The 12,946-nt window shown below is 63.9% G+C and carries 9 protein-coding genes; 5 read left to right on the top strand and 4 right to left on the bottom strand.

The window, feature by feature from the left end:
* Nucleotides 1-195: 195 nt before the first annotated feature.
* The 3 genes from I41_RS00925 to I41_RS00915 form a co-directional block, all read right to left on the bottom strand.
* A complete protein-coding gene (locus I41_RS00925; RefSeq protein WP_145430083.1) occupies nt 196-621 on the bottom strand; it encodes a protein-tyrosine phosphatase family protein in 426 nt (141 codons plus the stop codon).
* Between the two features lie 23 nt (nt 622-644).
* Complete coding sequence (locus I41_RS00920) at nt 645-887, bottom strand: GlsB/YeaQ/YmgE family stress response membrane protein (protein WP_145430081.1); 243 nt, start codon at nt 885-887, stop codon at nt 645-647.
* Between the two features lie 80 nt (nt 888-967).
* Nucleotides 968-2,581 carry a serine/threonine protein kinase gene (locus I41_RS00915; protein WP_145430079.1) on the bottom strand — a complete coding sequence of 538 codons (1,614 nt, stop codon included), beginning with the start codon at nt 2,579-2,581 and terminating at the stop codon, nt 968-970.
* A gap of 341 nt (nt 2,582-2,922) precedes the next feature.
* Here I41_RS00915 and I41_RS00910 point away from each other — a divergent pair, with 341 nt between their 5' ends.
* The 5 genes from I41_RS00910 to I41_RS00890 all read left to right on the top strand — a co-directional run bounded on the left by I41_RS00910 (nt 2,923) and on the right by I41_RS00890 (nt 11,980).
* Nucleotides 2,923-4,920 (top strand): DUF1592 domain-containing protein, encoded by a 1,998-nt coding sequence (locus tag I41_RS00910; RefSeq protein WP_145430077.1) that lies wholly within the window; start codon nt 2,923-2,925, stop codon nt 4,918-4,920.
* Between the two features lie 210 nt (nt 4,921-5,130).
* Nucleotides 5,131-6,507, top strand: a complete 1,377-nt coding sequence (locus tag I41_RS00905; protein WP_145430075.1) for a DUF1552 domain-containing protein — start codon at nt 5,131-5,133, stop codon at nt 6,505-6,507.
* A 238-nt stretch (nt 6,508-6,745) separates the two neighbouring features.
* Complete coding sequence (locus tag I41_RS00900; RefSeq protein WP_145430073.1) at nt 6,746-8,215, top strand: arylsulfatase B; 1,470 nt, start codon at nt 6,746-6,748, stop codon at nt 8,213-8,215.
* A gap of 675 nt (nt 8,216-8,890) precedes the next feature.
* A complete protein-coding gene (locus I41_RS00895; protein WP_145430071.1) occupies nt 8,891-10,372 on the top strand; it encodes an outer membrane protein assembly factor BamB family protein in 1,482 nt (493 codons plus the stop codon).
* A gap of 69 nt (nt 10,373-10,441) precedes the next feature.
* Nucleotides 10,442-11,980 (top strand): twin-arginine translocation signal domain-containing protein, encoded by a 1,539-nt coding sequence (locus tag I41_RS00890; RefSeq protein WP_145430069.1) that lies wholly within the window; start codon nt 10,442-10,444, stop codon nt 11,978-11,980.
* A gap of 102 nt (nt 11,981-12,082) precedes the next feature.
* On the opposite strand, the gene I41_RS00885 is transcribed toward I41_RS00890, so the two are convergent.
* Nucleotides 12,083-12,943 carry a glycerophosphodiester phosphodiesterase gene (locus I41_RS00885; RefSeq protein WP_145430067.1) on the bottom strand — a complete coding sequence of 287 codons (861 nt, stop codon included), beginning with the start codon at nt 12,941-12,943 and terminating at the stop codon, nt 12,083-12,085.
* Between the last annotated feature and the right edge of the window lie 3 nt (nt 12,944-12,946).

Here is a 12,946-nt window from a genome sequence, read left to right as displayed (position 1 = left end):
ATAGCGAATTCGCGATTATAGCGGCCGACTTTTAGGGCCACAACGCCGGTAGGGGTGGCTCAAACTAGGGAAACCCGCGAACCGCGGCTGCAATCCCCTAGCTTCTGCATTCTCTCCGGCGAGCCGGGGCGTCCCGCCCCCGGCGATTCTTGGACAGGTTTAGAAGAGATTATCGAGCTTCCCAGGCCCACTTATTTAGCCCGGTCCACAGTCGAGCGTCGCCAGGATCTCTGACCAGAGGGCAGGGGAGACGTCGCTAGCCTCACCAGCACTAATCTGAGCCAATTCTGCTGCAGGCGAAGTCTTCGCAACTTTCGCAAGCGCCGCCGACAAAATCGCGGGACTTCGACTCATTCCTGCACTGCAACAAACCAGCGTTGCAACGTTGGCTTCCGCCAGCGCCGCAACCGTCTCCACCGCGCGACGCAACAACCAAGCCGGATTGCCGCCGCCATCGACAATCGGGAAACGGCAATAGACAAACTCTCGCGGCAGTAGTGTTGGCGGTTCGTTGGATGCTAAGTCAACGACGGCAATGATGCCCGCAGCGAACAGCTCAGCGACGTGGCGAAGATCGCCGGTATGTCCCAACCACAACAGGCGATCATCAATCTGTCGCAAGACTTACTCCTATTCTTGGATTCTCAAGCCTTCTTAATCAACCGCAACAAGGCAATCAACACAATCGCCCCCACGGTCGCCGTGATCAGCGCCCCAATCAACCCGCCGGCGCCGATGCCGAGCGCGCCAAACAAGTACCCGCCGACGATCGCCCCGATGACGCCGAGGATCAGATCACCCAAGATCCCATACCCGCCATTCCCCATGATCTGCCCCGCCAACCATCCCGCGGCGATGCCGATAAGCAAAAACCAGAGAAGTGACATAGCAATCGCGTCCTTATTGAGAAGGTAATCAGCCTGACAAAACGTCCACGCACGATAACATACCCGTCACCTTCGCTCCGTCACTCCCGCCGCGCATCGATTTCCTGCAGCTTCCCCCGCGCCGCTCTCACCTGCTCGCGAAGTTTTCCGTTGCCCTCATACAGCCCAATAAACTCCGCCAGCAGCACCTTCGCCGGCAAGTATTTCTTCGCGGCAATCAGCTCGTCCGCCTCCGCCAACTTCGCGTCAGCCATCTCGCTGAGCGAGCGGTTCGCATCGGGCGACGCCTTGATCTCCGCAATCCCTTTCTCCGCCAACCGCCGATAGGCCGCCAGTTCGCGCGGCGCATCCCGCGGCACGGCCTCGATCGCCTGCTCGTATAGTTCCCACGCCGACATCAAGTCGCCGAACTGTTGCAGCTTCAGACCCTGCGCGAACAGGCCCTGGGCCGTCGAACTCGGCAGCTTGCCATGCCGGTCGAGATTCCGCACGTCGATCATCGCCTTCTTCATGGCAACACGCAGCTCGTAATCATCGAGCTCGGGGTTGTGCGCCGATTCAGGAAACCGCTCGCGAAATTCACTCACCTCGTCCGATATCGCCCGCAGTTCGTCGTAATCGTCGGACGCCAACAGCGGCTCCAACTCGGCATACAACGCCGCCTCGCTCTTTGGCCACATCGCCCACGCGCCGAATCCAATCACCGCCGCCAGACAGAGCCCCAGGAACCATGCTCGTTCGTAAAACGGGCTCTCATCCCGCACCGTCGGCGTTTGATGCTTCCGCAGCGCCGCGATTTCCTTTCGATCGGCTTTCATCGCCAGGGCGCCTTGCTTCCCCGACATCGCATGCTTGGCGGTGCCCATCCCCTCGGCCACTTTGCGCTTGGCGTCGAGAATCGCCCGCCGCGTCCCGTCGGCCGTCGCGAGTCGAATGCCGCGTTTTGTCTCCAGAAGCTTCGACACCAACACGTCGAGCCACACCGGGCATTCCAGCGAACTCGCCGACACCCGCGGCGCCGGCCCCGCGCGCCGCGCGAGCACCAGTTCGCTCGGCGTCTGCGCCTGCCACGGCAATTTGCCGGTGAGGCATTCGTAAAGGATGACGCCCACGCTGAACATATCGGCCGTCGGCAGCGCGGCCGAGCTCTTCCCCTTGAACACTTCTGGCGCCAGATAATTCGCCACGCTCATCGGCGAGCGCAATCCCACCACCTGATCCTTGTCGGTCATCTGGCAATCGAACCCGACCAGCTTCACGCCGCCGCCGGGCAACAGCAAGATGCGCGACGGGGTGAGCCGCTGATGAATCATCTTTTGCGAATGAGCGAACTGGAGCGCCTCGCAAATCGACTCGGCAATGTCGGCCGTCGTCTCCCACGGCAAGCGTCCGCGGCGGTCGAGCAGGCTTCGCAGCGATTCGCCTTCGACGAGCTCAAGCGCCAAGTAAGGCTGCCCCTCGTCAATCGCCCCGCCCAGCACCCGCGCGATGTTCGGGTGCACCAGCCGCTGCAGCAGCTTCACGTCAGCTGAGAAATAATCCCCGCCCATGGGCCGGGTGATCATCTCGCGCGGCAGCAGCTTCACCGCCATCCGCATGTTGCGTTCGACATGCACGCCGCGCAGCACATTGCTATCGACGGAGTCGCCCAGCGGCCCCTCAAGCGCGATCGGACCAATGCGAGAACGTTGCATGAAACGCCAGCGAGAAAATGCCCCAACGCCGTATTCTAATCAGCTTGAAACGGAACCACCAACACGGAAGCGCAGCGACTCGCCATTTGCAACTTTTCCGATTGGAGACTGCCTAACCGCCAAGTCGCGAAGGCACGAAGAAGTCACCAAGGAAAAAGATGCTGGAGCGAGCAGCGGAAATGCAAACCCTCTTACAATCCGTCCTGTTTTCTTGGTGCTTTCCTTAAGTGTCTTTGTGCCTTAGTGGTTCAATTCCCCCTTTCCCCAAGCCGCCATTCGTCATTCGCCATTCGGATTTCGTCATTCCTCCTCCCTGGTCGCTGGACTATCCTGAAAGAGTTATGCCAGCCCCCCGCCTCCACGCCGCGGCCCTCGTCGCGCTTGCCGCCCTCGCGCCCATCGCCGCGCCCGCGATCGCGCAAGACGCCGCACCCCAGCCAGCGGCGCCGGCTGACGAATTCGCGACGAAGATCCGACCCATCGTCGAGCACCACTGCCTGCCCTGCCACGCTGGCCCGGAATCCGACGGCAGTCTCGACCTGGCGCCCTACGCGACGTCGGCCGACGCCCTCGCCGCTCCCGATGTTTGGGAGCATGTCATGGAGCGCATCAATCTCCACGAGATGCCTCCCGAAGGAAGCGATCAGCTCAACGATGAAAAACGCAGCGCGATCATCGGTTGGGTCGAGGCGAACCGCCGCCCCGAAGACGATTGTCACAAGCTGGCGACCGACGCCAACCAGCGGTTCTACGCTGGCCATGTAATGAGCCGCCGCCTCAGCCGCAGCGAGTACAACAACACCATCCGCGACCTCACCGGCCTCGACCTGCGCCCCGCCGACGCGTTCCCCTCCGACGGCTCCGGCGGCGAAGGCTTCGACAACACCGGCGACACGCTGTTCGTCTCACCTGTGCTGCTCGAACAATACCTCCTCGCCGCAACGCGGGTGCTCGACGCCGCGCTGCCCGAGCGCGAGGAAATGACGAATGAAGCTGGCGAAGCCTCCACCTCCCCCAATTCGTCATTCGACATTCGTCATTCGTCATTTTCCCCATTGGCCTCCCAACTGACCTTCCCCCAAGACCAACTCCCCCCTCGCGCCGCCGCCCAACAATCCCTCACTGCTTTCGCCCGCCGCGCCTTCCGCCGCCCTCTCGCCGACGACGAGCTTGCGCGCCTCATGACGCTCTTCGACCGCGCGCAATCCCGCGGCGACGCCTACCTCCCATCGCTCAAGCTCGCCCTCAAGGCCGTCCTCATCTCGCCCCACTTTCTGTTCCTCGTCGAAACTGAGCCCGAGGCCGAAGGGGTCTACGCGCTCAATCACCACCAGCTCGCCGCGCGGCTGGCCTACTTCATCTGGAACACGATGCCCGACGACGAGCTCGCCCAGCTCGCCGACGAAGCGAAGCTCGACGACGAAACAATCCTGCGCGCCCAAATCCGCCGCATGCTCGCCGACCCAAAGGCCCGCGGCCTCGCCGATAGCTTCGCCACGCAGTGGCTCAACATCGGCGCGCTTGGCCAAACAGTAAAACCCGACGCCGAGCGCTTCCCCGACTTCGACGCCGAGCTCGCCGCCGACATGCGCCGCGAAGCCGTCAGCCTCGTCGAAACGATCCTCCGCGAAGACCGCAGCCTGCTCGATCTGATCGACGCCGACTACGCCGTGGTGAACGATCGCCTCGCCGCCCATTACGGCCTGTCGCCGGTCGCAGGGGCCGAGTTCCGCAAAGTCGCGCTCGACGACCGTCGCCGCGGCGGCGTCCTCGGCCTCGGCGCGGTGCTCACCACCACATCGTTGCCGCTCCGCACCAGCCCCGTCCTCCGCGGCAAGTGGATCCTTGAAGAAGTCCTCGGCGCGAGCGTGCCGCCCCCGCCCCCCAACGCCGGCGTCCTCCCTGAGGACGACAAGGTCCACGACGGCCTCACCCTCCGCCAGCGCATGGAGCGACATCGCACCAACCCCGAGTGCGCCGCCTGCCATCAACGCATGGACCCGCTCGGCTTCGGGCTGGAATGCTTCGATCCCACTGGCCGGTGGCGCCACCACACCGCCGGCCAGCCGGTCGACTCTAGCGGCACGCTGCCCGACGGCCAAACCTTCAGCGGCCCCGCCGAACTCAAGCAAGTCCTGCTCGCCCGCCGCGGCGAGTTCCTCAACAACCTCGCCCGCAAAATGCTCGGCTACGCCCTCGGCCGATCCTTAAGCAAGTTTGACGACTGCGTCGTCCGCGAAACCGTGAAAGCCCTCGAAGCGAATGAGTGCCGCAGCAGCGTCCTGATCGAACAAATCGCGATGAGTTACCCGTTTAGACACAGATACGCAAAAAAGTAGTCGCCCAACGTTTCAAGCCGCAAAGCGGCGAAATCACTTAGCCGTGGGCGTGAGCTCACGGAACAAATGCCAACTCGACTATCTAGCCTCGCAGCGGCGACACCACAAACCGTGCCGCCGCTGCGCGGCTCAACGATACAAACATGAACTGCAACCGTGGGCTCACGCCCACGGCTAAACCCTACCGCCCCTACCGGGGCTCAGGACATCATGCCGAACCCATCCTGGCACGTCCCGCGCCGCACCTTCCTCCGCGGCGCCAGCGCGGCCCTCGCCCTCCCGATGCTCGACGCGATGGGGCCCCTCACGCGCCGCGCTCGCGCCAGCGACTCGGGCATAACGGCCGCCATGCCGACGCGCTTCGCCGCGCTCTATTTCCCCAACGGCGCCTTCATGGACAACTGGGTCCCCAAACAAACGGGCCCCGACTACGAACTTCCCTTCTCGCTCACCCCCCTCGCCCCGGTGAAGAGCGAAGTCCTCGTTCTCTCCGGCCTCGACAAGCCGAACAGCCGCCAGGGCGACGGCCACTACGCCAAGACGGCCAACTTCCTCACCGGCTTTCCGGTCGTGAAAACCACCGGCACCGACCTCAGCGTCGGCGGCCAGTCGCTCGACCAGTTCGCCGCCAGCCGCATCGGCCAGCAGACGCCGCTCCCGTCGCTGGAGCTCGCCATCGATCCTGTGATCAGCGGCATCGACAGTAACGTCGGCTTCACGCGTCTCTACGGTTCGTTCATCTCCTGGCGCGCCGCCGACGTGCCGATGGCCCGTGAGATCAACCCCCGCGCCGCCTACCAGCGTCTCTTCGGCGCCAAGGACAACAGCGGCTTGCCGCTTAGCGCCGGCCCCCAGCTCGACGACGCGCAAAGCCTCCTCGACATGGCCCTGGAAGACGCCCGCTCGCTCCGCCATAAGCTGGGCCGCGACGACCAGTTCAAGCTCGACGAATATATGGACGCGGTGCGCAACGTTGAACGTCGCCTCGCTTTCCACTCGCAGCCCGATCCCCGGGAGTGGCGCCCCAGCACGGCGCCCAACCACCCCGACGAACCCGCGGTCACCGGCTCCGAGAATCATCAAGAGCACGTCCGCTTGATGCTCGACCTGATCGTGCTCGCCTTCTGGACCGACACGACGCGGCTCAGCACGTTCATGTTCGCCAACAGCGTCTCGAACAAGAACTTCTCGCAGCTGATCGACGGCGTCCACGGCGGCCACCACGAGCTCTCGCACCACCAGAGCCAGGCCGCCGCCATCGAACAGTACAGCATGATCAATCGCTGGCACGTCGCTCAGTTCGTCTACATGCTCGAAAAAATGCGCAACATCCGCGAAGGGGAGGGGACTCTGCTCGACAACAGCATGATCGTCTGCGGCTCGGGCCTCAGCGACGGCAACGCCCACGACCCCAACAACCTGCCAATCCTGCTGGGCGGCCGCGGCGGCAAACAGTTCACCACCGGCCGGCACATCGCCAGCGAGCCGAACACGCCGCTGTGCAATCTCTATGTGCCGGTCCTCAATGCCTTGGGCATCAAAACCGAATCCTTCGGCGACAGCACCCGCGGCCTCAACCTGACCTAATCTCCCAAGGCTCCGACGCCCCCTCGGACTGGTCGCTTCAGCGACCAGTCCAGCCCCGGCGAACCGCGCCGCCTTTCCTCGTGCCTGGCAGTTGTTCGACGAAACTCCTCTGCCGGCATGAGAATCTGCTTGCGTAACTCGCAATCCGCAGACTACGCTCAAACTGCCACGCCTCTTATTGCACTTTTCGGCAGGCGTCTCTTCGGCCGTCCATCTTCTCACTGCGCGAGCCGCCCCCATGCTGCGATTCCTTCTCATCGCCCTCGCCGCCGTTTCGGTTGCCGCGCCCAAATTCGCGCACGCGAGCAAGCAACCCAACATCGTCTTCATCATGGCCGACGACCTCGGCAACGCCGACCTCGGCTATCGCGGCGGCGAGATCACAACGCCTCATCTCGATTCGCTTGCGACCACCGGCGTCCGCTGCGAGTCGTTCTACGGGCAACCGGTCTGCACGCCTTCGCGCGCGGCGTTGATGACCGGGCGGATGCCGTTGCGCTACGGGCTGCAAACGCTGGTGATTTTCCCCAGCCATACCTACGGCCTCCCCGCCGACGAACGGACGCTGCCGCAGGCGCTGCGCGACGCCGGCTACCGTACGCTCATGGTCGGCAAATGGCATCTCGGGCATGCCGACGAGAAGTACTGGCCGCAGCATCGCGGCTTCGACCACTTCTACGGCAACGTCGTCGGCGAAGTCGACTACTTCACCCGCGAGCGCGGCGGCGTCATCGACTGGCAGCGCAATGGCGAGTTTCTGAAGGAGGAGGGATACTACACGACGCTCATCGGCGACGAAGCCGTCAAGTTGATCAACGAACAGGACGCCGATCATCCGTTCTTCCTTTACGTCGCCTCGTTGGCCCCGCACGCACCCTATCAGGCTCCGCCGGAGTATCTCGAGCGCTGCAGCCACATTGAGAACAAACTTCGCCGCGAGTACGCCGCAATGATCATGGCCCTCGACGATCAGGTCGGCCGCATCGTCGCAGCGCTCGACAAGCGCGGCCTCCGCGACAACACGATCATTGCCTTCGCTAGCGACAACGGCGGCGCCGTCAGCGCCCTCTTCGCGACCGGCGCACGTTCTGAAGAAGAGCGCGCCGAAAGCGGCGGGGTGGCGCTCGGCGACCAGCCCCCCGCGTCGAACGCCCCCTTTCGCGGCGGCAAAGGCTCGCTTCACGAGGGGGGCGTCCGAGTGCCGGCGTTCTTCAATTGGCCGGGCAAACTGGCCGCTCGCATCGTCGATGAGCCGCTTCACATGGTCGACGTGATGCCGACGTTGCTAACGCTCGCCGGCGCGGAGGGCAGCCCCGATCATCCCTTCGACGGCAGCGACGTTTGGAAGACCCTCGCCGCTGGAGAGCCGACGTCGCGCAAAGAGCTCCTGATTCACCTCGAAGCGATTCGCGGCGCTATCCGCCAGGGCGATTGGAAACTGATCAAGTCGGCCCCCCTTCCGGGCAAGATCGAGCTCTACGATCTCGCGGCCGACCCCAGCGAACAACAGAACGTCGCCGCGGAGCATCCCGAAGTCGTGCGCGAGCTGGAAGCGAAGCTCGTCGCCTACGCGCGCGAGCAGAAGCCCGCGGAGTGGATCAAAGCACAGCCGGCGTTTTTGGGCGCTCAGGGAAAGACGATTCTCGATCCCGATTTCGACATCGGCGACGGCGGGCTGCCCCACGAAAAGCCGGCGCTCCCCAAGTAAGCTGCGGCCCCCGCCCTTCGCGCGCCGCGACCCCGTGGCGCCCCGCTCCCCATGGGACTGGTCGCTTCAGCGGCCAGTCTAGCCCCGCCCAACCGCGGCGCGCGTTCCCGCGCTCGCCGTCGTCCCGAGCGAAACTCCTTGCCGCCCCCGGTGTTGTCTCTACAACGCCGCGCTCACTCCCTCTACCGCGGGGCGGCCAAAAATAATCGTAGCTTTCGGCCACCTAACGCGGGATAATGCACGCCCTGCAGCGGCACATCGAAAGACAAGAAGAATAGAACCTGGATCAACACGGATTAAACGGATTCGCACGGGTAAGAAGAAAGGCAGAATCGTGGAACCTTCCACGCATTGAATCCGCGAACATCCGCCAAATCCGCGCTCCATTCGTCGCGCCCACGCTAAACCCGCCACCGATCGTTGTCGCGACAAATTCGACGTCCACCAACGCCTCCCCTCAGCCGACGACAACTGTCGCGACAAATAGATTGACGCATTTCCCTTTCCACAACTTCCATCAGAACCAAGAGTTACGCCGCGACAAAAACGGCAAACTCAACAGAACCTGATTTCTGTCGCCAAAAACACGCTTCGCGACACAAGTCACTCGACGACATAAATACCGTTCACCTGACTACCCAAACCACGCATCTTAACTCCACCATCGAGTTCAATATGACGCTGAAACTCGTTCCGCTCACCGCTCTGTGTGTTGCCTCGCTTGCCTCCTCGGCGCTCGCCCTCGACGCCGCGGACGGCAACTGGCCTCAATGGCGCGGCCCCGAGATGACCGGCGTCGCCCCCGCCGGATCGCCTCCCACGAAGTGGGATCCTGAAACCAACATCAAGTGGAAAACAGAGATCCCCGGCCGCGGCAGCGCCAGCCCCATCGTCTGGGAAAATCGCGTCTTCATCCTCACCGCCGTCGACACCGGCAAACTACCCGACGACGCCGTCCAGCAAACGTCAGCCGAAGAAGAAACCCAACCCGAAAACCGGACTGGTCGCTTCAGCGACCAGTCAGCCCCGCCGGCAGGCAACGCCCCACGCGAACGCCGCGAAGGCGAGCGTGGCGAACGAGGAGAGCGCGGCTTCGGACGCGGCGGACCAGGCGGCGGACGCGGCTTCGGCGGCTTCGGCCGGCGCGACAGCGGCCCGCGCAACATCTACAAGTTCAACGTCCTCTGCCTCGACCGCAACACCGGCAAAATCCTCTGGGAGAAGACCGCCCGCGAGGCCGCCCCGCACGAAGGGATGCACGACACCAACTCCTACGCCTCCGGTTCGCCCACGACCGACGGCAAATTCCTCTATGCCTCCTTCGGCTCGCACGGCGTCTACTGCTACGACCTCGACGGCAATCTCATCTGGGAACGCGACCTCGGCGACATGGAAACCCGCAACGGCTTCGGCGAAGGCGCCTCGCCGACCATCTACGGCGACACCCTCCTCGTCCCGTGGGACCACGAAAAGGACTCACATCTCTTCGCGCTCGATGCGAAGACAGGCGAGATCAAATGGCAGATCGATCGCGAAGAGCCCACCACCTGGGTCACTCCCCTGGTGATCGAAGCCGCCGGCAAGACGCAGGTGATTCTCAACGGCACCAACCGCAGCCGCAGCTACGACATCAACTCCGGCGAAGTCATCTGGGAGTGCGGCGGTCAGGTGACCAATCCGATCTCCACGGCTATCCAGTACGAAGATCTCGTCTACTGCATGACCGGCCACCGCGGCTCGGCCATCGTCGCCATCCCGCTCGACGCGACCGGCGACATCACCGACACCGACAAGATTGCTTGGAAAACCAACCAAGGCGCCCCGTACGTCCCGTCGCCGCTGCTCTACGGCGACAAGCTCTACTTCACCAAGGGAACCAACGGCGTCATCTCCTGCTTGGAGGCGAAGACGGGCGAACCGCTGATCAACCAGAAGCGCCTCGAAGGAATTGAAAACATCTACGCCTCGCCCGTCGGGGCCGACGGCAAGATCTACATCACCGGCCGCGACGGCACGACCGTCGTCATTCCCAGCACGGGCGAGCTCGACATCCTCGCCACCAACACGGTCGGCGAGCCCGTCGACGCCTCCCCCGCCATCGCCGGCAACCAGATCTTCATCCGCGGCGATCACCACTTGTTCTGCATCGAGGAGTAACCACAAGGACATCCCCTTAGCCCCCGGCTCTTCAAGCCGGAGCACATGCGACCAAAGGAGCAGGCGGCTATGAGAACTCCTTCTACACGACGTCACTTCCTGCGCGAAGGCGCCGCCCTCGGCGCGCTCGCCGGCCTCGGCAATCTCGACTTCCTCGCTCGCCTCGCCCCTGTCTCGGCGGCAGAAACGACGCTGCCGAAACACGCCCTCGGCCTGCAGCCAGACGTAGCGCCAATCGTGCGTCTCATCGAAGAGACGCCGCGCGAGGATCTGCTCGAAGTCATCGCCAAACGCATCAACGGAGGCCTCAGTTACCAGACGCTCCTCGCCGCACTGCTCCTCGCCGGGGTGAAGAACGTCGAGCCGCGCCCCTCAGTCGGACACAAGTTCCACTCGGTCCTCGTCGTGAACTCCGCCCATCTCGCCAGCATGGCGTCGCCCGACGAACATCGTTGGCTGCCGATCTTCTGGGCCCTCGACTACTACAAAACGGCCGCCGCCCGCGACGTGGAAGAGTGCGGCGATTGGGTGATGGAACCGGTCAACGAAAAGGCGGTTCCCAGCGCCGACAAAGCGGCCGCCGAGTTCACGGCCGCGATGGACGCCTGGGACGACGCAGCCGCCGACGCCGCGATCACCGGCCTCGCTCGCACCGCCGGCGCGAACGAGACCTACGAGCATCTCTTCCGCTACGGCATGCGCGACTTCCGCTCGATCGGCCACAAGGCGATCTACGTCGCCAACAGCCTGCGCACCCTCAACTGTATTGGCTGGCGTCACTCGGAGCCGGTCCTGCGATCGCTCGCCTACGCCCTGCTGATGCACGAAGGCGACAATCCCCGCGATCGCAGTGACGCCGCCGACGTTCCTTACCGCAAAAATCTGGAGCGCGCCGCCAAGGTCCGCAAAGACTGGCGAAATGCTCAAGCTGATGCCGACGCAGGCGCGACGACCGAGATTCTCGCCGCCATCCGCAACGGCGCCAACGACGACTCCTGCGAGCTCGTCGTCGAGCAACTCAACCGTGGCGTCAGCCCGCAAGCCATCTGGGACGGTCTCCACCTCGCCGCCGGCGAGCTCCTCATGCGCCAACCCGGCATCGCCTCGCTCCACGCGGTCACCACAAGCAACGCGCTGCGTTACGCCTACGAAACGAGCGGCGACGATGAAACGCGATTGCTCCTCACGCTACAGAGCGCCGCGTTCCTGCCGATGTTCCTCAACGAGATGGGTGGCCGTGATAAAGTGCAAGAACTGCGGATCGACGAGCTCGCCGCCGCCGGGGGGAGCGACGACGCGCCGCCGACGATCGACGCCATCTTCGCCGAGCTCGGCGACGACCGCGGCAACGGAGCGCAGCTGATGCTCGCTCGACTCGCCAAGACGGGCGACGCCCAGGAAGTGATCGACGCCTCGCGCGTGCTGACGTTCCTCAAGGGCAACGACGCCCACGACTACAAGTTCAGCTCCGCCGTGCTGGAGGACTACTACAACGTCTCTCCGACGTGGCGCGATCGTTATTTGGCCAGCAACGCCTTCAACCTGAACACGGCCGCCGAGCCCGACAACGACCTCGTCGAGCGCACCCGCGCCGCGTTCCACGCATGATAGCCCCGGGCTCCGCCCGGGGGTCGGCCACCATTCCGGCAGGCGTCGCCCTGCGTAGTGCAACCCCCTGGCGGAGCCAGGGGCTAAAAGAAGACTCGCGAGTCATTTGACAGCCGCTGCTGGAACCTTCGCCGGCTTCAAGTTCAGCTGCTCGCGCAAGAACCCTGGCCGGTTCGTCGTGATCCCCCACGGCTGCAACTTCTGGTAGTAGCGCGCCACCTGCGGATCATCGATCGTCCAAACGTGGAACTCGCAGTGCCCCTGGTCGCAGAGGTCCTCGATGAACTCGGCGTCGACCTGCTTCATCTCCCCTTGCGTCCCCAGCCCGTCGGCATGGCTCCGCTCGAGCGTCGCCACGACATCCTCCAGCGTCGGCGTCCACTCGCCGGTCTTCTCGTCTTGCTTGTACCCGGTGAGCCAATGGCACTTCAGGTTCGGCAGCGTCTTCTTGCACTCGGCGACCGTCTGCTCGTTGAAGCAGATGATGAGTATCTGCTCGTCTTTGAGATCGGTCTTCGCCAGCTCTTGCTTCAGCGGCGCCACGATCTCGGGCCCGGTCTTCAACTCGATGATGAACTTCTTTCCCGCCGGAATCGTCGCAGCGATCTCCGCGAACGTCGGCAGCCGCTCACCGCGATATTTCTCGCCCTTCCACGCGCCGACGTCGAGCTTCCGCAGTTCCGCCAGCGGCGTCTCGACGATCACGTGCTTCACGCCGGCCGTCCGCTGCGTGTCCTTATCGTGGCAGCACACGATCTGCCCATCGGAGGTCAGGTAAAAGTCGGCTTCGACGCCGTCCGCCCCTTGCTCGAACGCCAGCTTCATCGCGGCGACAGTGTTCTCCGGCGCGTCGTACGAAGCGCCGCGATGGGCGACGATATTCTGAGCCGTCGCGGGCGAGGCCCCGAGCGAGGCCCCGGCGAAGAGAACCAGGCCAACGACCAATGACGAGCGGAACGTCATCGC

Origin of the sequence: Lacipirellula limnantheis (assembly GCF_007746075.1) — a bacterium.
Classification (GTDB): domain Bacteria; phylum Planctomycetota; class Planctomycetia; order Pirellulales; family Lacipirellulaceae; genus Lacipirellula; species Lacipirellula limnantheis.
This window is presented reverse-complemented; position numbering and strand designations above follow the sequence as displayed.